The following is a 24748-nucleotide window of genomic DNA, read 5'->3' as shown; positions in this document are numbered from 1 at the left end:
CCTAGGCTTAATAATTGATGAACTGAATGCCGAGCTGGAAAGTGCGACCATACTCTTCGTATTGGGCGTTATAACGGCTCTGTCCGGTATAAGCGTAGAAAGGCTCATCAGTAATGTTTATTGCTTTGAAGTAGATGGTAATGTCCTCAGTGATAAAGCTTTTAGCAACAAAATCCCATTGGGTGTGCGCATCTTGGTAGACATCAAAAGCAGCATCATCAAGCTCTGTAACTTCAACCAGATATTCAGACTTATAGGCAGCAGAAAGGCGGACACTAACGTAAGGGTTTTCATAACCAAAAGAGGCGTTAGCGGTTAGCTCTGACTGACTAGGCAGTGGAATATCACGACCTTGCACACCATCATCTTGCCAACTGATATGCGCAGTGGAATCACTCAAAGTCAGGTTGCTGGTAAAAATCAGTCCCTTCCAACCCTCAGGCATAAAGCCAAACTCCTGTACGTAAGCGAGCTCAAGCCCAAGAATGTCGGCATCATCACCATTTACAAAAGTCTCTGCGCTATCAAAATCTTGATATTTACCGTAGCCACCCAGATCTGCCTCATAGATGAAATTAGTAATATCTTTATAGAAACCACTGGCAGAGATAACGCCAAGCCCGCCCATATAGTGCTCAATACTGATATCCCAGTTCATCGACTCCAATGCTTCTAGATCTGGGTTACCAAAGCTTGCCTCTAGCTCATCGTCATCTTGCTCAATAAGAAACCCTGGCGCTAACTGACCAAAAGTAGGTCGCACAATGGTGTTGCTCCAAGATGCTCGCGCTACAGTTTTATCGCTCCACTTATAGTTAAGATGAATGCCAGGTAACCAGTGCTGATAACTGCGGTCAGTGTTATTGGCAACAAAGTCATCCTGACTTTCATCAAAGCCAGAGCCTTTCGACTGCATCGCTGTATGCTCATAACGCACCCCAGCCAGCAGACGCAGGTTATCAATATCGATATGCCCCATCACATAAGCAGCGCTAATATCTTCATCAATATCAAAGTCATTGATCCGCGATTCAATCTCATCTTTTGCAGCCGTGCTATCCATGCCATTGACCAAATTCCACACAGGGTCGGCTTCAATAGAGGGACCGAATCGCCCTAGATTGTAATCAGGCTGCGCACCTGCGAACTGACTCATGGATAGTTGCTGCTCAGTAATACCTTGCTCATCAAAATCCTCGAAGATCCAAATATCTTCTTGGTTCTCTTTAGTCCGAGCACTGTATTTTGCGCCAAATTTAACAGCTACAGGCCTATCTGCTAGCAACCAAGTTTTGCTTAAATCAAACTTGGCTGATGCCATCGTATCGACAGTATTGGATTCTGCTATTTCAACTTTATCTAGCAGATAGTTGTCTGCACTATAAAAGCCTTCCTCTGCTGTGATGATTGGCACTGCACTATTTTGGTATTCAACTTCATCAAACTCACCCTCAAAGTCTGCGCCGCCGATATAGCGGGGCTTATCAGCCTCTGCTCGACTCCAACTGGTCTGGTAGTTAACAGTCCAAGTATCAAACCGAGATTCACCACCTAATACGATAGAGTAAATAGCTTGATCTTCCTCTCGAGATTTTAGTGAACGGGTCGCTTCTGCGGCTGTAGGTGTATCAGCAAGTGCACCTTCTTCCCATTTGATTTCATTGCCGTTGCGAGTTTCAGTATCGACAAAGCTGCTATAGAGGGTTCGAATAAAAAGATCATTGTCATCGTTAGGTCTAAAATCTAGGTTTGCTCCTAGCCCGACACGTTCACGGTTAATCAAGTAGTCTCGCTGCTCTACCTCTTCTAATTTAGTAGGCTCATCGAAGCTCCATTTGCCACCCGTCTCAACATTATCCGAGCCAAAATCACGGTTATACCAGCTAGCGGCAATGGCTACGCCGATATTTTCTTGAAAAATATCACTATAGCTACCCGCAAGTTTAGGGTTGATACTGCCTGTCATTTCGTCATAGCTGCCCTCGGTGCTGACATTGACATAAGTATCATCACGGTCAAAGGCAGATAAACTCTTAACCTCAATAGCGCCACCCAATGAGTCTGCATCCATATCTGGCGTTAAGGTTTTAGTTACCTCAACAGACTGCAGTAAATCTGCTGGCACAACATCAAGTGCTACTGCTCGGCGATCACTATCAGGTGACGGCAGTCGGGTACCGTTCATCGATACCGCATTGTAATCTGGCGCCATGCCCCTAATACGCACAAAGCGACCTTCCCCTTGATCTCGCTCAATTGAGATCCCTGGTACTCTTTGCAGAGCCTCACTGATATTAGTATCCGGAAAATTACCCAACGCATCGGCAGACAATACACTCACCAAGTTATCTGCAGCCCGCTGACGGTTTAAAGATTTACTCAATGAGCCGCGTTGACCAACAACCTGTATATGCTCAACGCCCTGCCCTTTCAATTCAATTTGAGCATTGATAAGACTCACTTCTCCAACGATAAGAGACTGAGTGTATGTCGAGCCTCCAAGATATTGGGCCACCAACGTGTATTTCCCTTTTGGGACTTCCTGAAAGAAAAAGCGACCATCTCTACCAGACTCTTGCTTAAGATTTAGCTCCTTAATACTGATCAGTGCCCCCTGTAATGGCATTTTTGTTGCTTCATCAGTAATTGCACCTTCAACTTTTCCAGCCCATGATGTGGATGGAAAAGCCAAACTGGTAGCAAATAGCGCGAGGTAAAGTGGTGAAAGCAAACCGAGCGGCTTCATGTTGTTAGATCCCTATTTTTGTTTGCGTTATATGGCTGATTTGCAGGCAAATCTAAAATAGAGAGATGACAGTAAGGTGACGTCCAGATCTGAACAGCGAGAAAAAGGCTGTTTTTCAACGACTTTGGCCGTAAATGAGCTATTTTGACTACCCGTTACGGCTGCTAGCTTTAATCCTGAATCAATTAAAAGGCCAAACCAATCCTAGTTAAGCTGCTGTATAAAAAGAATTAAACTCAAGAAAGCACATCTTGCCTTGCCTAAAAGTGGCCTTAATATTAAAAAAATCTCTCCCACGTTGACTATCCATTGAGCTAATTTGACTACTTACAGGTTCATAAAGTCGTCATGAAATAGCAGTAGGTTAAATGCAATTCTCGGCTTACGAACAAATACAGCATGCTCAGATTTGTGACCTCAAAATTTACCCTAGGTATCATCTTACTTAGCAGCATAATACTCAGTCTTTGTCTGTTGCAGGGCGAGACCAAAATTGGCGCGAACATCGATTGGTTCGATGTGGCTACCGAGGGCGCTTTATTGCTGCTTGGATTAAGTTGGCTAGCATTGGTACTGCAGGCACGACCAGGTGGTAAAGTCACGCAACTGTTAATCTTCGGCTTACTGGGTTATAGCCTGGGCTGCTATATGGATCTGCTCGATGAGTTTTTTATTAACCACAGCCTTCCCGCTTGGTTCGCATTGATTGAAAAGCTGCCCACACCTATCGGCTTACTGACATTAACAGCTGGCATATGGCTGTGGCGCGAAGAACAGATCACCATTAATGAACAGCTACGCACTCGAGAACAGTTTTTCCGCCAGCACAAACTCGTTGATCGAGTGACTAAAATTTATGATGCCCGGGCGATTCGCCACCAAATAGCCCTCAACAGCAGTAAGCCATTAAGTTTAATCATGTTAGACATCGATAATTTTTCTGAAATAAATCAGCGCGACGGCTTTAATCAAGGGGATAAGCTACTTACTAATATTGCGCAGATGCTCACCTGCCAACTACGCTCCCAAGACTTGGTATGCCGTTTTGCTGGTGACCGTTTCATTATATTGCTGCCTAACTGCTCTGCACCATTCTCGCAAGCGATGGCAACAGAGCTACAACGCGTTATCGCACATTTTGGTTGCCATGCCAGCAGTGCTTATATTCATTTCGACCCAGATACAGAGCAGCACCCGCTGGATACTGACGGCTTGATCAATCAGATTAATCAACAGATGGAGCGTGTCAAACAAGCAAGAACTTGGCCTCAGGCTATTTAGATGCAACCCATCGCCTATGCCCAAGACAAGTGTATTGATAGCCAATTACTTGCAGCCAGTATTGTGGCGATGTTCGAATATAGACGGCTCAATGTAGACCGTTTACTGAAAGGAACTGGAATTTTCAAGCAGGACTTGCAACTGATAGAGCACATGATCAGCCCTCTTCAACTCATGAGTTTAATCGACAATGCAATAGCGCTTTGGCCGGGAGATGATTTAGCATTTTTACTTGGCCAGCAATGGTTACCTGTCCAAAGCGGCCCACTCACTAATGGTCTTTTTTGCTGTAATAGCCTTACGCAAATGCAGCACTTTTGGCATAGGTATCACTGGTCCAGCCAACCTTGGCTTCAAGGCTGGCATTGGCGTACAAAGCAGATGCAACACTTATTGCTGCAACTAGATATCGGTGCCCAGCGCCAGCGGCGATTCTTTACTGAATTAACACTTTCAAGCCTAGTATCAACCTATAAGAGGTTGACTCATCAAGCGTGGCAAGGTCATTTTGCCCTACCTTACACCGAGCCTAAATTATTAGACCAATACTACAAATACTTAGGTCATGACTTGTCATTTAATCAACCTATCTGCGTCATTAGTTACAATGCGACCACAAGACAAGATCCGTTCGAGCTAGCAAACTCACAGGGACTAAAGCTCGCTAGGCAACAAGTTAATCAACAAAGGCAAGCGGCCAAGTATCAAATAGGGCTTCCCGCCTATATCCGTTTATTACTGACTCGGCCTAAAACACGTTGCTATACACTCCCACAAGTTGCGGAATCCTTAGGCCTAAGCCCAGCAACCTTAAAACGCCGCCTGAAAGCGTATGACATCAGTTTTCAGCAGTTACAAGATGAAGCCAATATGCAACAAGCTATCTTCCTGCTAGCTGTATCAGGCGAAAGTAATTTAACCATCGCCAAGCAATTGCACTTTGCTGATAGTAATAACTTTAGGCGCTCGTTTAAGCGCTGGACCGGACAACTCCCCAGCCAATTTAAGTATTGGTTGAGCCAACAAAGCCCATCTTAATTAACCCCTCTTATCTATTTTTGAGGACTGCTCTTGTTGCCAAGCCCATGTTGGTGACTTCACCAACAAATTCAAACGGTAGCCCCAACTAGGAGCTTGCCATAATCGCCGTAGCAAGGTCACATAACCAGAGAAGAAAACACGCACGGGATTAACACTGTTTAGTCTAGGATAAACACCATAAGTAACAGGCTCTTTCTCTTCAGCGAAAGTCCCAAACATTTTGTCCCAGATGATGAATATCCCCGCATAATTCTTATCGAGATACTGCCGATTAGTCGCATGATGCACTCTATGGTGCGATGGCGTATTGAAGACCGCTTCAATAGGGCGGATCATTTTCTTCACGATTTCCGTATGCAGTAAGGTTTGAAAAACCTGTACCACGATTTCGGCCAAGAAAATAACAAATGGATGAAAACCCAAAATGGCCAACGGTAAATGGAAAAACAATGGGAAGAACCAATCCATCGGCCCATGTCGATAAGCGACTGAAATATTAAAATGGGGCGAACTATGGTGCACGGTATGCGTTGCCCAGCCGAAACCGTTCATATGCAAGAACCTATGCTCCCAGTAATAAGCCAGATCTGCTAACACGATACAGCAGAGAATTGTCCAGCCGTTGATAGGCAATTCAGTGATACTGAAATTGTCATAGGTATAGATAAATACGCCAGCATAGGTTGCCCCCACAAGCGCTAAGATCACGATGAATAGCGCTAAGGTGACAAAGTTAGCAATGCTGTCGCCTAATAACTTTTTTGTGAACTGCTTTTTAAAGATATAGCGCAAACACTCCACAGCAAATAAACCAATGGCGACCACAAAAAACCAATCATCAATCCACGTCTCTAGCCACCAAACATCATTCGGAGATAACAACTGAGTTAGATATTCCATGCTCATTCCCTACTTGTACGATACAAAAAGCTGAGTCGATGTGGTTTCACCGGCGGGGTTTAAACTATGTACCTCAAGCACATGCTGCGGTAGTGCTTGGTAGTCTATCCGGTTCCATGCTGCAGCCAACTCTGCTTCGCCATGCTCTCCAGCGACTAATAATATCTCTTGCTCTTGAGTGTCAATGACGACCGGGAGTCGCGGCTTCTGCAGCAACGCTACGTCATAGCCAATAGTGACGTTCGCTTGTTGATAGTTATTGGAGAATCCACGATAGTAAACATAGACTTTATTTGGCTGATTTGTCAGTTTGTTGTGTAGCTCGCTGTCAGCATTAAATTGTTGCCATAACTGCAGTATGTCAGCCAATAACAGCTGTTCAGTGACTCCAGAAATAGTCTGCACACTTAAAGCCACTACCTTGCTACTTTCAACAGTTACCTGCGGCTTTGCTTTATTCGCAACGACATTAACCTCTACGGCATCGTCCTTGCCAACAAATGCCGCTGCGATATTGCTTTGAAACAGCGCAGCCCCCCAAAAGAGAGCAACTACTACCAATGAGGTTAATATTGAATTAAACAGATTCATACAACACATCCATATTTAGAATATGTTGTGCAATTTATACCTCTCGAGTTAAATTGTCAAACAGACAATTTACTTAAAAACTACAAAGTAGTGCTTAACAGCATCGACGATTGCTTCAGTTTATACCTTTCATCAAGCATCCCTAGCGGCAATAAAGATTCACTCATCAGATAATTTGAGTAGATGCCATATGCAACTAACTCAACATTTTTGGGGTCTGCATTGGCAAACTGAATGCTGAGAACACTCACTAAGTGCTGAATAAACTCTTGCATGATCTGTTGTTGATGCAGCTTAATCGGCGCCAACCTTTTTGCTTCTGAGAATATCGCTTCACCTATAATGGTACTGTTAACCATTTCATTGGTTCGTGTGGAAAACAATGAATCAATAAGTGCTTCAGCGCGATTATTCTGTGGCAGCCACTTCAATAACTCCTGCCATTGCAATGAATACTTCAGAGTCCATCTTTCACTTAACGCACAGATAATCTCATCACGGTTACCAATGTAGTGACGCAGTATTGTGCGCTTTACCTTTGCTGCTTCAGCAATGTTTTCTAATGAGGTTGCTTGAATACCTTTCGCCAAAATGCACGCTTCTAAGGCATCCAATATTTCTTCGCGACGCTGTCCCGCCATACTCGGCCTTGCCATAGAGCCTCCTCCCAAAAATAGAATAGCCACTATAACAAAACCGATTTAATTGTCACGTTGACAATTTAAATTCAAGCAGTGTAGGATATAAATTGTCAAGAAGACAATTTACTAACATTGATTAGGGACAAAACATGAAAAAAGTCATTTCCGCTACAGTGTTACTCGCCTTGCTACAGGGCTGCGGTGGTAGCTCCAGCAAAGATAATATTGACCATGTTGTCCCACCAGCGGTGGTAACACCGCCCGTTAGTGTCAAGCCACCGCAACCAAAAGCGGATTTCATTGGATTTGAGTCAGGCCCAGTCAGACCCATCGCCCAAACAGCCAACGGTAAACAATTACTACTGACCAACACCTCGAATAACAGTGTCGAACTCTTTGATATCGCAGCTGATGGCCATGTGACTCATAAACAGAGTATTAATGTTGGGCTGGAGCCTGTTGCCGTGGCAATAAAGGACAACATGGCATGGGTGGTAAACCACCTGTCAGACTCTATTAGCCTGATTGATATCAGCGCTGATGTCGCAAAAGTAAATCGTACATTGTTGGTTGGCGATGAGCCCAGAGATATTGTTTTTGCTAAAGATAAAGCCTTCATCACCACTGCGCATCGTGGCCAACAAAGAATGAACCCGGCTTTAGCATCAGTTGATGGCGCAGGCGATCCACTATTACATGAGGCTGGTGTCGGCCGAGCTGATATTTGGGTATTTGATAGCAATAACCTAGGCGCGAGCTTAGGTGGCAAACCGATTAAAATAGTCTCTCTTTTTGGTGATACCCTGCGTGGCTTAGCTGTTACGCCCGATGAGTCTCGTGTCTATGCAGGCGTATTCAATTCCGGGAATCAAACAACTGCCGTACATGAAGCAGTCATGTGCTACGGCTTTGAAGATGATCAATATGGCGCTTATCCGTGCAAGGTGCTCGATGAGATCAGCAGCCCAAATGGTTTAGATGATGGTTACTTGCCCGGCGGACGCACGGAACCAAGCGTTAATGTAGATGGTGAATATCAACCTTGGACCAGTATGATTGTTCAATATGATAATAGGACAGGTCAATGGCTCGATAGCAAAGGGCGTAACTTCTCCAATGGCATCCGCTTTACCCTGCCCGACCTTGATGTATTTGCGATTGATAGTAGTAGCTTAACCAAACAAACTGCGTTTGCCCATGTAGGCACCACACTATTCAATCTGGCGATTAACCCTAAATCAGGCCAGGTTTACGTTTCAAATACCGAGGCAAATAATGCCACTCGATTTGAAGGGCCTGGATTATTTGCAGGCTCAACAGTACAAGGTAATATTGCCCAAAGCCGCATTAGCGTTCTCTCCCCAAGCAGCGGCACCGTTAAGCCGCGTCACCTCAATAGGCATATCAATTACGCCGACTTAAAAGGCAATGCAACGATTAAGCAGCATTCACTCTCAACCCCAACACAGCTTGCAGTTTCTGCAGACGGTAAAACACTCTACAGCGCCGTAATCGGTAGTAACAAGGTTGCGGTAATACCCACAGTGCAACTAGAGCAAGATGCTTATTGGGACAATGAAGCCGAAGAGTTTAATCCAGCCTTGGCAAGCCAATCATATCTATCAGTTGATGGCGGCCCTGTGGGATTATTATTGGATGATACCAAGCAATCACTGTATGTATTTACTCGTTTTGATAACAGTTTGGTTAATATTGACCTCAGCACCGGCACCGAAAAGCAACGAATAACATTAGCCACACTAGAACCTACAAGCTTCAGTGCAGGGCGTTCGCTACTTTACGATGCCAATCGCTCATCTTCTAATGGTGAATCATCTTGTGCTAGTTGCCACATATTCGGCGATACCGATCACTTAAGCTGGAATTTAGGTAACCCAGATGCGTCAAATGGCATTAACCCACAACCCTTTCCGACCGAAAACCTTTCGGAGCTAGGCTGCGTACTTGTGGGCACTGAAGATGAGAGCTGTCAGTTGCTAGAGATAATTAATGGCAATGGTGATAAGAGGACATTTGCCTCGATGAAAGGCCCGATGGCAACACAGACTTTAAGAGGTATGCACAACCATGGTCACATGCACTGGCGAGGCGACCGCTCTGTTGGTTATTTTGGCACAGATACCGCTCAATCTCTTGATGAGAAAACGTCATTCAAGAACTTCATTGTCGCCTTTGAAGGGTTATTAGGCCTAGACATTGACCTGCCCCGATCTGCCAATGCCACCCAAAAATCAGCTCAAGTATTAGCGTTAGAGCAAGAGATAGATCAATTTGCTGATTTCATGCTTAAAGTTGCACTACCACCTAACCCAATTAGAGGGCTTGATAACTCAATTTCTGCTTCAGCAATGCGTGGCTCGCTATTTTTTCATGGCGAACGTAGGGCTGACGGCGCAGCAACTGACACCCCATTAAATGGTGACAGTGTTGATGGCGTTAACTGTGAAGGCTGCCATGGTGTTGATGCCAGCCAAGGTTTTTACGGCAGCAGAGGCGAAATAGCCCACGGAGGTGAAATTCAAATACTAAAAGTACCACAACTTAGAAACCTCTATACCCGAGTCGGTATGTTTGGCTTGCCCGATAGAGAAGGTTTTTTACCTTCACACACCAAAGAGCATCAAGGCAAGCAGATCCGAGGTTTTGGTTTTCTTCATGACGGTGCAACCGATCAGCTGCTCAACTTCTTAAAAGGAGGCGTATTTGATAATGGAGAAATAGGTTGCCCAGACGGAGCTGATGAGCGATACGGCTGTCACTTTAATCTAGGTGAGATAGGCATTCCAAATGAGTCGGTGCGTCAAGGGCTCGTCGATTACATGATGGAGTTTGATAACGATTTAGCCCCCATTGTAGGGCAACAAATCACCCTATCGGCATTATCGATTCCTGAAGTTGAAAAGCGCATTAAACTATTTGAACAACGCGCCGCGACTCCCTTCATATCGAAAATTTTAGGTGGTGAAGTCACCGAGTGCGATTTAATCGCCCTTGGCTCGATAAACAGTGCCGCACGAGGCTACCTGTTTGACCCCATAAGCAAACATTACCGCAGCGATGCAGCTCAAGACCCTATGCTCACTCCTGAGCAGATGGTGGCTCTCGCTAAAGAGGCGAATAATACCATCACCTATACTTGTACCGTGCCTGGCAAAGGTTGGCAATCTGCGCTAGACCGCGATTTAAATAGCATTTTAAATGCTGATGAGGAGAAATAACATGTGGCTTTCATTACCTTGGGCCTATTGGCTAGGAATCGTATTAGTACTGTGGCTATTAATGGATTTAGTCACAGGAAAAGCCTACATCTGGCAGTCGTATGAACGTCGAACAGAGCCTGCAATGTACTGGTTAACCATGTTGATTTGGAGCTTAGTCGCAGCAAGCTGCTTTATCTATCCCAATTGGCCATATGTATAGTGAAACAAGGTGATGCAATGAATGACACACTCCCAAAAGAAGCCTATACCGATCAGGCATTCTTTAAACTTGAAATGCAGCATATATTTTCCAATACTTGGGCATTAGCAGGCTTAGTCGAAGATATCGTCGAAGTGGGTGACTATATCACTGTGCAAGCAGGCCTAAACAATATACTGCTGATAATGAACAACCAAGGGCAGCTCGCCGCATTTCACAATATGTGCCGCCATAGAGGCACCCGTTTAGTAGATGGCAAAGGGCAGCTTAAAAGCAAATTAACCTGCCCCTATCATGATTGGAGTTATGATCTAGAAGGTAACTTGCTGTCACTGCCCAAGCAACGCAGCGAATTTGCCGATATAGACAAGTCTTGTCTTGGCCTAAAAAAAGCCAAAGTGGCAATATTTAGCGGCATGCTCTGGGTTCATCCCGATATTGAAGCCATATCGATTGAGCAGTGGTTCGGGCCTTTTAGTCAGTATTTAGGCCCACATGACGTTGAGTCTCTGGTGGAATCCAAAGATGATTTACAAATCGAGGAGATCAATGCCAACTGGAAAATCGTGGTTGATAATTATATCGACCACTACCATTTAGCACAGCTCCATTCCGGCAGTTTAAATATGTACGACCATAAAAAAGCAGAATTTGCTTTTGTTGGTCATCACTTTCGTTTTTGGGAACCATTAACCCAAGACTATGCTGTAGATCTCGCTAAAAATGCTCCACTACCGCTGATTGATCATGCTCAAGAGGAAAAGAGAGGCACTTGGGTGCCTATGCTATTTCCGGCCATAGGCTTAGCAGCAACCGAATGCAGCTGGTCTGTGTTTCATATCATCCCTTGTGCGGTAGATAAGACTAAGGTGGTTGTGCGCACCAAAGTGAAAAACTGCAGTAACCTTGAATACCTAAAACAAGGAATGAGGTCTGCAAATTACTGGAGGCAAAAAACCAAGGCTAGCCAACCTCAATATGACAGCAGCCATCCTCTAGGCTCAGGCGATTTCATGCAAGAAGACATCTATATTTGTGAACAACTGCAAAAATCACTGACCAGCCCTTATTTTGAACCAGGACCCAGTGCCACACTTGGCGAAAGTCCGATTAGGCAACACCAAGCACTAGTTTGGCAATGGATAAAACCCTATTGGCAGCAACATAAAACGGATACTAAGCAACAGTAATCAAATCAATCTCGACTCTAGACTCATTCACTAGTGCCGCTTTGTTAGCTATGGCAAAAAGGCACTTAAAATGACCAGTACAACACCAACCAACGCGATGCTATTAGGCATTTCATTAAACAGAAAATAGCCAAAAATGAGTGAGCTGATAATTTTGCTGTACTCAACATTGGCAATCACATTAGCCTCACCATACTTGTAGGGCTCACCCCAATCCACTGCGCTAACGATGAGATCCCTCCCACCAGCAGCAACACGTGGTTAAACTACTCGGTCATAACTCGCTAATCAGAACCGCTAAAACCATGAATAAAGAGCAGTGGGTCAATACTCTTAAAGTGTCTGGTATGGATGAGTAAGCCATACATAAGTGGCATATAGAGTTTGAAAGGGATCTATCCGAGGTACATACCGACTTTTTCGAGTCTTTAGGCTGCACTGCAGAAGAGGTAGAGGGATTAAAGCATGGTCTTCTCCCGAGTAGCCTTATATTAAAAGTAAAACGTTATAAATCAGCTGAAAGGGTTATTTACACCATTATTCAATAATCACATTAAACCCAAATAAAAACGGTAATACACTAATAAATAATAATATTTTTCTGGGTGACATTGATTACCTAACCTTTACAAGTAAACCACTTGATCACGACCACGCAAATGATAATAATTACCATCCTCAGTTAAACCCGCAATAAGAGTGACTGCCACACCAACGTTCAAAAAGTTAACTTTTAAACAGACTTACAGTTCAACACAGAGCGTTTAGCCGCTTACTCTATGAGGACCGCAGAGCACTCTTCCACATATTCAAGTAACTCAAAAATACCAAGTAAAACGTAGGGAAACATATGTTAAACCGCAAAAAATTATTCAACTTGAGCACGATTGCAGTCGCTATCTCAAGCAGCTTGTACTGCTCGACTGTCTTTGCTGAGGCAAGTGAAAAAAAGCAAGCAACAGAAGTCATTGTCGTCACAGGTAGTTTACTGGGTGACTCAGAAGTTGCCGATCTAAAGACCTACACCGGTAACCGCTCTATCATCACTCAAGAGCAATTAGAGCGCACAGCAGTGCGCTCCATTGATACCGCACTGCAACAAGTACCCGGGCTAAAAATTAAAGATGAAACTGGTACAGGTGTATTACCCAATATCTCAGTACGCGGCTTAGATAGCAGTCGTAGTGGTTATGCACAGATCTTGCTGGATGGCATCCCGATGACTCTTGCTCCGTACGGTCATACAGGTCAATCATTATTCCCAGCAACGCTGTTTATGATTGATAGGATTGATGTTGCTCGTGGCGGCGCTTCAATTCAATATGGCCCCAACAACGTTGGTGGTGTCATTAACTTAGTATCAAAGCCTATCTCAGAAGATTGGCAAACTAACCTTAATGAGCGCATCACCTTCTTTGGTGATAGTCGCAACCTGTATGACACTAATATCAGCACTGGTGGCGCTGTTAACCAAGATTTCTCTATGCGTTTAGACGCTAACCTTATCAAAGGCGAATCTTTTAGAGACCACTCAGATACTGACGTGACTAACGTCATGTTAAAAACAGTCTGGAACATCGATGAACAAAATAGCCTCGATGCTACACTGCAATATTACGATGCTTTTTCCGAACTTCCCGGCGCGCTGAACTCAGTGGCATACGATGAAGACCGCAATCAGTCATTACGCCCTAATGATGAGTTTAAAGCAGATACCAAACGCATTTCGGTCAACTACAACCACGTACTTGATGACTCAAAAACCATTGACTACGGTGAACTTGACCTAACCGTGTTTGGCAATAAAAGTAAGCGTAATTTTCAATGGGACTTCTATAACAAAAATAGCGACACTGACGGTGACTTAGGCTCACATTGGGCAGACACCACTCAAGACGCAACACACTTACGTAATTCCCCGCGTGAATTCGCTGTTTTCGGCATTGAACCCAAAGCCAGTTTGCTGCTCGATGGCGATATTTCCCAGCACATCATCGCAGGGGTACGTTATGTTAACGAAGATATTAGCTACCAACTTAACCAAATCGACAACACAACTCAAGTCGCTGTCCGTCCTCGTGACTGGCAGATGGATACCAATGCGATGGCATATTACATCAGCGATAAAATTGGCTTCCTTGATGATAGGCTGTCAGTTACGCCGGGGATCCGCTACGAAGATGTACGCATGACGTTCACCAACGTCGGACAAGATTATAGCCAAGATAACCATGTGCAGGAGTGGCTACCGGGTATTACTGTCGGCTATGAGTTCACCGACACTTGGTTTGGTTATGCCAATGCACAGCGCTCACTACGTACCCCACAAATTTCACAACTGTGGCCTAAAGGGCAAACATTAGAACCAGAGTTATCGTGGAACTATGAAGCCGGTGTACGCTTTACCCCAACAGCGCGCAGCAACTTAAACTTGGCAGCTTACCGAATCGACTTTGAGAATAAAGCAGAGTACAGCCGAGATATCAGCATGTTCGTTAATATCGGTAAGACTAAAAACCAAGGTATTGAGTTAGAGGGGACTTACTCGCCGATGTCATTGCCAGATCTCACACTAACAGGCGCCTATAACTACCTAGATACCGAACAACTCGAAGGACAATATGCAGGTAATCAATTACCTTTCGCCTCAAAGCATCAACTATCAGCAAGTGCCTTATACAGCATTAAAGATATTGACCTAGGGCTAATGGCTTTCTACTACAGTGAATCATTTGCCGATTTAGCCAATACAGTTGAAGAAAACGTATCGGGAACAGCGGGTGAAATACCAGAATACACTTTGGTTAACTTCAACATTGCTACAGAATTATTTAAACAGAATGATAGTAGCCTAAAACTAGGTTTATCAGTCAACAACCTGTTTGATAATGAGTACTTCTTTAGAGGATTAGACGTATCACCAGCAGGAAAAGTCCCTGCCCCAGGTCGCTCATTTAGCTTAGATATTGGCTATACTTTCTAGGTTAGTTTTTTAAAATAACAGCAAAAAATAAGGCTTCGTCATGCGAAGCCTTATCTATATTGATTGTCTCTGCGCTGAAGCTATACCGCTTGCCCAGCCGCAACACCTGAGCTCCAAGCCCATTGGAAGTTAAAACCTCCCAACCAGCCGCTTACATCCATCACCTCGCCGATAAAAAATAGACCAGAAACGTTTTTGGCTTCCATGGTTTTAGACGATAGCTCGTCAGTATCAACGCCGCCTAAAGTGACCTCTGCGGTGCGGTAACCTTCGGTGCCATTCATTACGATAGACCAAGCTTCAAGATCCAACGCAAGTTGTTCGAGTTCGGCATGAACTAATTGATTGAGTGCTTTATTGAGCAGAGCTTCATCAAATAATGCTTCAACTAAACGCTTTGGTAACCATAAAGCCAGCGCATTACGCAGACTTTGCTTGGGGCTATTATCGAGCAGTTGCTTTATCTCTGCTCGGGCATCTTTACCGGGCAACAAGTTAATGCTGATGGCTTCTCCTGGGTTCCAATAATTGGAGACCTGGAGAATCGCTGGGCCAGAAAGGCCACGATGAGTAAAAAGTAGTGCTTCACTAAACTGAGTACCATCTTTAGCGGTAATAGTGCTCGGTACAGCAATACCAGACAGTGGCTCAAAACGCTGTTTCTGATCACTATGCCAAGTAAAAGGCACCAAGCCCGCATGAGTCGGCAACACTTTAAGGCCAAATTGCTCAGCGATATGATAACCAAAGGGTGACGCGCCCAGTTTAGGCATCGACAACCCGCCAGTCGCAATGACTAGTGACTCACAAGTGTACTGTGCTTTATCGGTATGAACTTCAAACTGACTATCGGCATTTTTACTGATAGATTTAATCTCACTCCGCAGCTTGACTTGTGCACCAGCCCAATCGCACTCAGTAAGCAACATAGCAACAATCTCTTTGGCTGAGTCGTTACAGAATAGCTGACCATGATCGCGTTCGTGGTATTCAATGCCATGACGCTCAACTAATTCGATAAAATCGCTTGAGCGGTAACGCGCTAATGCTGACTTTACAAAATGGCTATTACTACAGAGAAAGTTCGCAGGCTCTACTTTTTGATTGGTGAAGTTACAACGACCGCCACCACTGATAAGAATTTTCTTACCGGCTTGTTTAGCATTGTCGAGTACCAATACATCACGACCACGGTAGCCAGCTGTTGCAGCGCACATAAGTCCTGCTGCACCCGCTCCGATAATAATAACGTCATGATGTTCCACTCGCTTACTCCTAAATCATCTTAGCTTGTTGTACTGCACCTAGCTTTCACAAGGCACAAAAAAGGGCGCTATTTTAGCACCCTTATTTATGTTTGTACCATCACCACATTCATAGTAATAGTTAGCAGATTTTACTCTGCCGATGTTTCAGATTTTTTCTCGCGACTTAACAACTCTTTAGCGGCATCCACTGGTAATTTACCTTGATAAAGCACTTGGTAAACCTGCTCAGTGATTGGCATTTCAACGCCTAAACGTTTTGCCAATGTATAGACCTCTTTAGTATTGCGATAGCCTTCGACAACTTGGCCAATCTCTATTTGCGCGGCTTCAACATCACTGCCTTTACCTAACGCTAAACCGAAACGACGGTTACGAGATTGATTATCGGTGCACGTTAATACTAAATCACCTAATCCTGCCATCCCCATAAAGGTCGATGCTTGCGCACCAATCGCTTCACCGAGACGAGTTAGTTCGACTAAACCACGAGTGATCAATGCTGTTCGAGCATTGGCACCAAAACCGATACCGTCAGATAGTCCCGCACCAATAGCGATAACATTTTTCACCGCGCCACCCAATTGGAGGCCGATAAAATCATCGTTGGCGTAAACGCGTAAACGCTTAGGGCTATGCAACAATTCAACTAAATCATTAGTGAATTGCGGATCTGTACCTGCGATAGATATTGCTGTGGGCATGCCAGCAGCAAGTTCTTTTGCAAACGTAGGTCCTGATAAAACGGCAAGTGGGAACGCCTCACCTAAGACTTCTCGCGCCACATCCTGTATCAGTCGACCCGTTTCAGGCTCAAGGCCTTTAGTCGCCCATACAATTCGTGCATCTTTACGTAACAGCGGTTTAGCTTGCGCTAATACCAACCCAAATACGTGACTAGGCACAACAACTAATACGTTGTTGGAAGCAGCAAGTGCTGTTGCTAGATCGGATTCAGGGATAAGCAAATCTGGAAGCGGAATACCAGGTAAGAACTCTTGATTACACTTGTCGTTCTTTAGGTTTTCAATGTGCTCGGGTTCATGTCCCCAAAGCAAGGTTCTGTGGCCATTACTCGCGAGAGAAATAGCAAGGGCGGTGCCATAAGAGCCCGCCCCCAGTACCGTAATATCGGCAGTGTTTTCCATGCTATTAAGCGTTAGCTTCTTCTGCAGGCGCTTCAGCGGCAGCAGCTTGACGCTGTTGAACGTACTGAGCGAATAGCGCGTCAAAGTTAACTGGAGCAAGGTTTAGTTGTGGGAAAGTACCACGGCTAACTAGGCTACCAACGGCTTCACGAGCATATGGGAAAAGAACGTTAGGGCAGTAAGCACCTAGAGAATGTGCAAGTTGCTGCTCAGTAAGACCAGTAATTGCGAAGATACCTGCTTGCTGTACTTCACAAAGGAATGCTGTTTCTTCGCCATTTTTAGCGGTAACAGTAAGAGAAAGAACAACTTCGTATACGTCGTCAGAAAGCTTGTTGCTACGAGTATCAAGGTCTAGCTTAACTTCTGGAGTCCATTCTTTTTGGAAAACAGCTGGGCTGTTTGGTGTTTCAAAAGAGATATCTTTTGTGTAAACACGTTGAATGTTGAATTGTGGTGCTTGTTCTTCGTTGTTAGCTACTTCAGCCATAATTTCCTACCTTAAAAAGTTTGTGAGGCTACTTCAAAAGAGCCAGTCTCAGGGTTTGCTTATTTGGGTAACAACCCAAATAGCTGTCCCAGTTTTTGATTTATTTAGTCAACAGACGCTTTTTTGGAGGGTAATCCCTCAATTCAATGCCGGTAACCATTAATGCTAAGCCGTGACACTTTAATCAATTACTTAACAATAATGCAATGGCTACACCGACACTTCTATCTTTTGCTCTTTGAAACAGGCAAGTTATTTGACTGCCATTCACCCATACCACCTTTCAAGTTATTCACGTTTTCAAAACCGTGTTTAACCATCAGTTGAGCCGCTTGAGACGAAGTCATGCCAGCGTTGCATACCATTATAATGGGACTGCCTTTTGCGTTTTCAAGGGTACCGAGCTGATTATTTTTTATATCAGCTAAAGGAAGGTTAACGGCATCAACAATATGACCCTTCTTAAACTCTTCTTTTCCGCGCACATCAACAACCTTTGCACTTTGCTTGTTCATCAGCAATGTGGCTTCTTGATGATTAACGTTTTTAACTTTTGATACGCTAGATTTGAACACCATAACGATGAGTCCAACGAATAAACCAACCCAAGCTAAACTTAACATCGGGTTTGCTTTAAAAAATTCCATATATTCTTGCATGCTTTAACTGCCTACTTTTAATTAGCCCAAATATAATGAGGCACAGAGTATACCATTGCTATGGCAGAATACAGAATGTTAGTCACGTAACGTGCATGACAACAGGCTTTGGATCATCGCTATAACTAAAACGATAACCACAATCTAGGTAAATTTCTTTATGCCGAACCCCAATTGGTAGTAATATTTAACCAATTCAAATTTTAATCTTATTCTTTCAAACTTAAAGGTACTACCATGACGACACGCAAACGCCCGTTGGCATTGCTGATCCTCGATGGCTGGGGTTACCGTGAAAATACGCAAGAAAATGCTGTTTTTCATGCAAAAACTCCTGTTCTCGACAAGCTAAATGCGCAATATCCCAATAGTTTAATCTCAGGTTCAGGAATTGATGTTGGCTTACCAGATGGCCAAATGGGTAACTCTGAAGTTGGCCATATCAATATCGGTTCTGGCCGTATTGTTTATCAAGAGCTTACTCGTATCGGTAAAGCTATCGATGATGGTGAGTTCGATACCAACCCAACACTGACTAAAGCCATTGACGATGCAATTAAAGCAAATGGTGCGGTTCATATCATGGGGCTATTATCACCTGGTGGTGTTCATAGTCACCAAGACCATATAGAAGCTATGTGTCGTCTTGCTGTGAAACGCGGTGCAACTAAAGTATATCTTCATGCCTTTTTGGACGGACGTGATACGCCCCCTCGCAGTGCAAAAGTAGGTTTAGCGCACTTTGAAGAGATGTTCAAAACACTAGGTACAGGTCAAGTTGCTTCGCTTATTGGCCGCTACTATGCAATGGATCGAGATAACCGCTGGGATCGAGTCTCACAGGCCTACGAGCTTATTACCGAGGGTAAGGGACTGCATACCGCAGCTAATGCCGTAGAAGGTATTGAAGCCGCTTACGCTCGTGATGAGAATGACGAGTTTGTTGGTAGCACAGTGATTCCCGATGCTGATGGCAAAATTGCCAAACTAGCAGACAACGATGCACTCATTTTCATGAACTTCCGCGCCGATCGTGCTCGACAAATTACTCGCAGCTTTGTGAATGCAGATTTTGATGGCTTTGAACGCGCTGTTACTCCTAATGCACATTTTGTGATGCTAACCGAATACGCTGCAGATATTGACGCCGCTATCGCTTACCCATCGACAGATTTGGTCAATACCTTAGGCGAAACCTTACAAGATCAGAATATGACTCAGCTGCGTATTTCGGAAACGGAAAAGTATGCTCATGTCACGTTCTTCTTCAACGGTGGCAAGGAAGAACCTTTCGAAGGCGAAGACCGCATCTTAGTCCAATCTCCAAAAGTAGCGACTTATGACCTACAGCCAGAGATGAGTTCGGCAGAACTAACGGACAAATTAGTGGCTGCAATTGAGTCTACCGACTACGACGTGATTATTTGTAACTACCCCAATGGCGATATGGTTGGTCATACAGGTAACTTTGATGCAGCAGTTAAAGCCTGTGAAGCGGTTGATAGCTGCTTAGGTCGAGTTGTTGAAGCACTCGATAAAGTGGGCGGAGAGTGTTTAATTACCGCCGATCACGGTAATGCTGAGCAGATGACCGATGAAACAACTGGCCAAGCACATACCGCACACACCAGCGAATTAGTACCACTAATCTATGTTGGTCGTGACGCAGATATAGAAAAAGGCGGTCGTTTGAGTGATTTAGCGCCGACTATGTTAACCTTGATGGGACAAGAAGTGCCTGAAGAGATGACAGGCCGAGCGATAATTAAACTCAAAGAGTAATATGACCATTCGACTTTTTATCAAAGCCAGCATTATTGCTGGCTTTATATCACTGCCTTTATCAGCCCAAGCGACCGATCTTGATCGTCGTCAATCTGAACTTAAGTCGATTCAGATGCAGATTAATAAACAACAATCTGCGGTGAAGGATACGAATAAGCAGCGGGAACGCTTAATCTCTTTGCTTAAAAAAGATGAGCAAGCGATTGCTACTGCGGCTAAAAAAGTTAATAAAACCAAACAAGATTTGGCCGGTATAGATAAAGCACTGGCAGAACTCAGCGTGAAGTTCACCCAGTTAGATAAACTTAAAACAATCCAGCAAAAAACCTTATCAAATCAACTTGCTAGTGCCTACCTAGCTGGTAACCATGACTACAGTAAAATGTTGCTCAATCAACAATCACCAGCCAGTATTGAGCGTTTGTTAGCCTATTATCAGTATTTGAATAACGCGCGTATCGCTTCAATTAAACAGCTACAGACCACCATTGTTGAGCTTGATGAGGTCAAACTCAAACAGCAAGAGAACCAAACTCGACTCAACAAATTAGTCATTGAGCAACAGCAACAAGCAAAACGTTTAGACCAAGAGCAATCCCAGCGCCAACAAACACTCACTCAATTACAGCGAACTTTAACTAGCAGTGGTGCCAAACTAGAGCAACTGCAGATTGAAGAAGCCAGCTTAAAGCGAGTTGTCGAACAAGCGCTATTGGCAATGAAAAATAACCCGTCGCTCGATGGGTTATCAAGTAAACGCAAACTTAAATGGCCCACAAAGGGACGTATTAAATCTGGTTTTGGTAGTAAACGCTCTGGCCAAGTGAAGTGGAAAGGCGTCACCATTTCAGCTTCTGAAGGACAAAACATTGCAGCTATTGCAGGTGGAAAGGTTATCTACGCCGATTGGCTACGTGGCTTCGGCATGGTGCTAGTCGTCGATCACGGTAAAGGCTATATGAGCTTATATGGTCACGCACAAACTCTTTTAAAGTCAGCAGGTGACTCTGTTATTAAGGGAGAATCGATAGCATTAGTCGGTCGTTCAGGTGGACAGACCGAGTCTGGCCTATACTTTGAAGTAAGACATAAGGGGCAAGCGGTCGATCCTGCTAGATATTGTAAGCGGTAGGCACAATAACCCCATTTGATACAAGGGGTTAATATGTCAGGTATTATTCGTAATTTTAGTTTTGCTGCCGCTGGATTAGCACTGGGCTTGTCGCTCACACTCTTTGGGCAAGAACATACTCAACAATATAAGACCCGAGTTGACTATCCTGTTCTGCTCGATGTCATCGACACAATTGAAACCTACTACGTAAAAAAACTCACCGAAGAAGAGCTTATCGAAGCTGCTATTGAAGGCATATTTTCCAAGCTCGATCCTTACTCTAGCTTTCTAGATAAACAGGCTTTTTCAAATATCCAAGAGAGCAACGACGGTGAGTATTATGGATTCGGGGTTGAGATTGCGACAGACAACGACCAAATAACCATTGTAACGCCCTTTCCTCAATCACCCGCAGAACGAGCAGGCATCATGCCGGGTGATAGAATTATTAAGCTTAACCAACAATTAGTCACTGCAGATAAGTTAGAGAGCTTGCTCAGTGAAATTAAACAGCACAGTTATGATAAACAAGCGATTGACTTAGAACTTGTACGAGCAAACTCAGAGACCAGCTATAAAGTCACCATCAGCCCAGGCCTTATCTCTATTAACTCGGTAGAGGCGCAACTGTTAGACAATCAAATTGGCTATATAAGACTGTCTAGCTTCCAAGAGAACTCAACACAAGACCTTGTCAAACAACTTGCCCTATGGCAAACAAAACCTTTAAACGGGCTGATTCTCGATCTCAGAAATAATCCCGGCGGGTTGCTGGATCAAGCGATACAAATAGCGGATATATTTTTAGACAGAGGAAGAATAGTTGCCACAGAGGGTCGTTTTTTTGATGCAAACTCTGACTACTATGCCTCACCACAAACCATGGTCAAAAGCGTACCTATGCTAGTGTTAATCAATAAAGGTTCAGCTTCAGCATCTGAAGTTCTCGCGGCAGCACTACAAGAAAATGGCAGAGCAAAGCTTATCGGTCAAACTAGCTTCGGTAAAGGTACAGTACAGAGCCTTATCCCAACGCTAACTGAAGGTAATGCAATTAAGCTCACCATCGCGAAATACACCACTCCAAATGGTAAAGATATACACTCAAGAGGGATCGAACCAGATATAAAAGTGGCACTAGAGACTATAACAACGGATGAAAGTATGCCTATAATCGATGCAAATTCACTCCGTGGTGATATTGCTGAAGATAAACTTGTTAACTCAGCAATTGCCTGGATTAAAACAGAAAAATAACCAATACAGTGCGCTATCTATTACTTTGTTTTCTACTATTTAGTTCAAGTTCATTTGCAGCAAGGATTGCTATCATTATTGACGATATAGGTTATCGTCAATCTGACAAAGCAGTGCTAGCACTGCCGCCTAGCGTGACTCTTTCGGTGTTACCACTCACACCTTTGGGTAAAGCTGTCGCCACTAAAGCGCACCAACAAGGTAGCGAGATATTAGTGCACCTGCCTATGCAGGCGCTTAATGGCAAAACAATTGGCCCAGGCGCTTTAACCAATTCCATGTCTGAGCGAGACTTTAAACTGCAATTAGAACAGGCTATCGATAGTGTACCTTTTGCATCAGGTGCGAATAACCATATGGGAAGCTTACTTACCCAGCTAGATAAACCCATGCATTGGGTAATGGATACACTTCTTCAGCGGGATATTTACTTTATAGACAGTGTAACAACCAAATACACTCAAGCAGGTGCAGTGGCGGAAAGAGTTGGCGTACCCTTATTAAAGCGGACTATTTTTCTTGATAATGACAAAACAGATGCGGGTTTGGAGTTTCAGTTTCAAAAAGCAATAGCGCTAACTAAAACTCAAACTGATGTAGTCGTAATCGCTCACCCCTATCCTGAAACGCTTACTTTTTTAAATAATAATCTACACCGGCTAACACAAGCTGACATCGCACTCGTACCACCGTCAAAGCTATTACCTATTAGTATTACAAGTAAGAGTGATACTACTTTACTGCAGGATTGAGATGGAAAGATCAGGCAATAACGACTTTAGCTCTTTATTGTTAGTAACGATCATCTCAAGCGTATAACCATCTAGAACTGCCAAATAAGCGTTTACCGCTTCAGCTAATACGCCTTTAAGCTTACAGGCAGGTGTAAACAAACAATATGGCTTACTGCAATCAATTGGAGATAGTGAGTTCTCTAGTGCTCTTACCACATCACCAACATTAATCTCGCTAGCAGGCATTGCTAGTTTAAAGCCACCACTTTTACCTCTAACAGTCTTTAAATAACCCAACTTGCCGAGGTGATGCACTACTTTAGAGATATGGTTTGCCGACAAATCAAAAACATCGGTAATTTCAGAGATACGGAAAAGCGACTCACGCCCTGGGTGCAAAGCAAGGTACATAAGTGTTCTCAATCCAAAATCAGTGTAACGAGTTAGTTGCATTGCTTACCAATCCATAAAAACGATCAAAATAACGCCTAATTAGCAGTTTGTAGCCTGTTCTAATGAAGATATCAACCATAAAGCTTCTTTAGTATTGCTACCACAAACATCTTCAGTTGCCGCAAATTGGCCACATACAACAGGCCTTTCTGGTTTGCCAAAAAGTTTACACAAATTCCCGTCATTTAACTGAATACATCTTACTCCTGCAGGTTTACCCTCAGGCATTCCAGGAATGGGTGTAGTGATAGAGGGCGCTATGCAACATGCACCGCAACCTAAACGACAGTTCATTTATATACCTTAAATTAGCAATGTTCATTATACATTCATCAAATGAAAATAGGTTGGTATGACATCACATACTGTTTAGCAATAAGTTAATATCTTACCAAATTCGTGATCGGTGCATATAACTTTACTTTTTCCACAACGAAAAAAGCCTCTGCATTTCTGCAGAGGCTTTCGTCTTTATGTTGGCGGAACGGACGAGACTCGAACTCGCGACCCCCGGCGTGACAGGCCGCTGTCTGTTCATAGGGAGCCTAACCAACTGAACTTCCGCGCTGCAGTTGCGATTAACCGCTTTAACTCTTGAGCATGTAAACGAAAAAAGCCTCTGCATTTCTGCAGAGGCTTTCGTCTTTGTGTTGGCGGAATGGACGAGACTCGAACTCGCGCCTCCGGCGTGACAGGCCGCTGTCTATTCATAGTGAGCCTAACCAACTCAACTTCCGCGCTGCAGTTGTGATTAACCGCTTTAGCTCTTGAGCATGTAAACGAAAAAAGACTCTGCATTTCTGCAGAGGCTTTCGTCTTTATGTTGGCGGAACGGACGAGACTCGAACTAGCGCCCGCCGGCGTGACAGGCCGCAGTCTGTTCATAGGGAGCCTAACCAACTGAACTTCCGCTCTGTAGTCACTATTAATCGCTTTAAATGCTTTAGCATGTAAACGAAAAAAGCCTCTACATTTCTGTAGAGGCTTTCGTCTTTATGTTGGCGGAACGGACGAGACTCGAACTCGCGA

Annotated in this window: 21 protein-coding genes; 10 read left to right on the top strand and 11 right to left on the bottom strand. The window is 44.0% G+C overall.

Annotated elements, in window-relative coordinates; genetic code table 11:
* Positions 1-7 precede the first annotated feature (7 nt).
* Complete coding sequence (locus L2730_RS17030; protein ID WP_248975694.1) at positions 8-2746, bottom strand: TonB-dependent receptor; 2739 nt, start codon at positions 2744-2746, stop codon at positions 8-10.
* A gap of 411 nt (positions 2747-3157) precedes the next feature.
* On the opposite strand from L2730_RS17030, the gene L2730_RS17025 reads away from it, so the two are divergent.
* On the top strand, positions 3158-4027 hold the full coding sequence (locus tag L2730_RS17025) for a GGDEF domain-containing protein (protein ID WP_248975693.1): 870 nt from the start codon (positions 3158-3160) through the stop codon (positions 4025-4027).
* Entirely contained in the window at positions 4028-5065 is a 1038-nt protein-coding gene (locus L2730_RS17020; RefSeq protein ID WP_248975692.1) for a helix-turn-helix transcriptional regulator, read from the top strand.
* Here the strand turns inward: L2730_RS17020 and L2730_RS17015 are convergent, their stop codons facing one another.
* The 3 genes from L2730_RS17015 to L2730_RS17005 form a co-directional block, all read right to left on the bottom strand.
* Complete coding sequence (locus tag L2730_RS17015; RefSeq protein WP_248975691.1) at positions 5066-5968, bottom strand: sterol desaturase family protein; 903 nt, start codon at positions 5966-5968, stop codon at positions 5066-5068. It abuts the gene before it with no gap.
* Between the two features lie 9 nt (positions 5969-5977).
* On the bottom strand, positions 5978-6559 hold the full coding sequence (locus L2730_RS17010) for a hypothetical protein (protein ID WP_248975690.1): 582 nt from the start codon (positions 6557-6559) through the stop codon (positions 5978-5980).
* Positions 6560-6639: 80 nt separating this feature from the next.
* Complete coding sequence (locus L2730_RS17005; RefSeq protein ID WP_248975689.1) at positions 6640-7215, bottom strand: TetR/AcrR family transcriptional regulator; 576 nt, start codon at positions 7213-7215, stop codon at positions 6640-6642.
* Positions 7216-7349: 134 nt separating this feature from the next.
* Here L2730_RS17005 and L2730_RS17000 point away from each other — a divergent pair, with 134 nt between their 5' ends.
* From L2730_RS17000 to L2730_RS16990, 3 genes are read left to right on the top strand one after another with little or no spacing between them, the layout of a single operon-like run.
* Positions 7350-10439 (top strand): hypothetical protein, encoded by a 3090-nt coding sequence (locus L2730_RS17000; protein ID WP_248975688.1) that lies wholly within the window; start codon positions 7350-7352, stop codon positions 10437-10439.
* 1 nt (position 10440) lies between these two features.
* Entirely contained in the window at positions 10441-10641 is a 201-nt protein-coding gene (locus tag L2730_RS16995) for a hypothetical protein (protein ID WP_248975687.1), read from the top strand.
* Between the two features lie 17 nt (positions 10642-10658).
* A complete protein-coding gene (locus tag L2730_RS16990; protein WP_248975686.1) occupies positions 10659-11831 on the top strand; it encodes an aromatic ring-hydroxylating oxygenase subunit alpha in 1173 nt (390 codons plus the stop codon).
* A 48-nt stretch (positions 11832-11879) separates the two neighbouring features.
* Here L2730_RS16990 and L2730_RS16985 read toward each other — a convergent pair whose 3' ends face one another.
* A complete protein-coding gene (locus tag L2730_RS16985) occupies positions 11880-12050 on the bottom strand; it encodes a hypothetical protein (protein ID WP_248975685.1) in 171 nt (56 codons plus the stop codon).
* Positions 12051-12681: 631 nt separating this feature from the next.
* Between L2730_RS16985 and L2730_RS16980 the strand changes: the two genes are divergently transcribed.
* Positions 12682-14814, top strand: coding sequence for a TonB-dependent receptor family protein (locus L2730_RS16980; protein WP_248975684.1), 2133 nt, complete (start codon positions 12682-12684; stop codon positions 14812-14814).
* Positions 14815-14894: 80 nt separating this feature from the next.
* Here the strand turns inward: L2730_RS16980 and L2730_RS16975 are convergent, their stop codons facing one another.
* The 4 genes from L2730_RS16975 to L2730_RS16960 form a co-directional block, all read right to left on the bottom strand.
* Positions 14895-16079, bottom strand: coding sequence for a BaiN/RdsA family NAD(P)/FAD-dependent oxidoreductase (locus L2730_RS16975; RefSeq protein ID WP_248975683.1), 1185 nt, complete (start codon positions 16077-16079; stop codon positions 14895-14897).
* A gap of 131 nt (positions 16080-16210) precedes the next feature.
* The gene (gene gpsA / locus L2730_RS16970) at positions 16211-17227 is read right to left on the bottom strand and encodes an NAD(P)H-dependent glycerol-3-phosphate dehydrogenase (protein WP_248975682.1); all 1017 of its coding nucleotides are present in this window, start codon (positions 17225-17227) and stop codon (positions 16211-16213) included.
* Between the two features lie 4 nt (positions 17228-17231).
* Positions 17232-17717, bottom strand: a complete 486-nt coding sequence (gene secB, locus L2730_RS16965; RefSeq protein WP_020910309.1) for a protein-export chaperone SecB — start codon at positions 17715-17717, stop codon at positions 17232-17234.
* A gap of 224 nt (positions 17718-17941) precedes the next feature.
* Positions 17942-18376 carry a rhodanese-like domain-containing protein gene (locus L2730_RS16960; protein ID WP_020910308.1) on the bottom strand — a complete coding sequence of 145 codons (435 nt, stop codon included), beginning with the start codon at positions 18374-18376 and terminating at the stop codon, positions 17942-17944.
* Positions 18377-18613: 237 nt separating this feature from the next.
* On the opposite strand from L2730_RS16960, the gene gpmM reads away from it, so the two are divergent.
* Genes gpmM through L2730_RS16940 form a run of 4 tightly spaced genes read left to right on the top strand, consistent with a single transcriptional unit; the run spans position 18614 to position 23284 of the window.
* Positions 18614-20158, top strand: a complete 1545-nt coding sequence (gene gpmM, locus L2730_RS16955; RefSeq protein ID WP_248975681.1) for a 2,3-bisphosphoglycerate-independent phosphoglycerate mutase — start codon at positions 18614-18616, stop codon at positions 20156-20158.
* Position 20159: 1 nt separating this feature from the next.
* On the top strand, positions 20160-21293 hold the full coding sequence (locus L2730_RS16950) for a murein hydrolase activator EnvC family protein (RefSeq protein ID WP_248975680.1): 1134 nt from the start codon (positions 20160-20162) through the stop codon (positions 21291-21293).
* A gap of 33 nt (positions 21294-21326) precedes the next feature.
* Positions 21327-22532, top strand: a complete 1206-nt coding sequence (locus L2730_RS16945) for a S41 family peptidase (protein WP_248975679.1) — start codon at positions 21327-21329, stop codon at positions 22530-22532.
* Positions 22533-22540: 8 nt separating this feature from the next.
* A complete protein-coding gene (locus L2730_RS16940) occupies positions 22541-23284 on the top strand; it encodes a divergent polysaccharide deacetylase family protein (protein WP_248975678.1) in 744 nt (247 codons plus the stop codon).
* Here L2730_RS16940 and L2730_RS16935 read toward each other — a convergent pair.
* Both L2730_RS16935 and L2730_RS16930 read right to left on the bottom strand, forming a co-directional pair.
* The gene (locus L2730_RS16935) at positions 23270-23719 is read right to left on the bottom strand and encodes an Rrf2 family transcriptional regulator (protein WP_248975677.1); all 450 of its coding nucleotides are present in this window, start codon (positions 23717-23719) and stop codon (positions 23270-23272) included. The two genes, L2730_RS16940 and L2730_RS16935, sit on opposite strands and share 15 nt — an antisense overlap.
* 39 nt (positions 23720-23758) lie before the next feature.
* Positions 23759-24013, bottom strand: a complete 255-nt coding sequence (locus L2730_RS16930; RefSeq protein ID WP_248975676.1) for a YkgJ family cysteine cluster protein — start codon at positions 24011-24013, stop codon at positions 23759-23761.
* Between the last annotated feature and the right edge of the window lie 735 nt (positions 24014-24748).

Origin of the sequence: Shewanella kaireitica (assembly GCF_023284045.1) — a bacterium.
Lineage (GTDB): Bacteria > Pseudomonadota > Gammaproteobacteria > Enterobacterales > Shewanellaceae > Shewanella > Shewanella kaireitica.
This window is presented reverse-complemented; position numbering and strand designations above follow the sequence as displayed.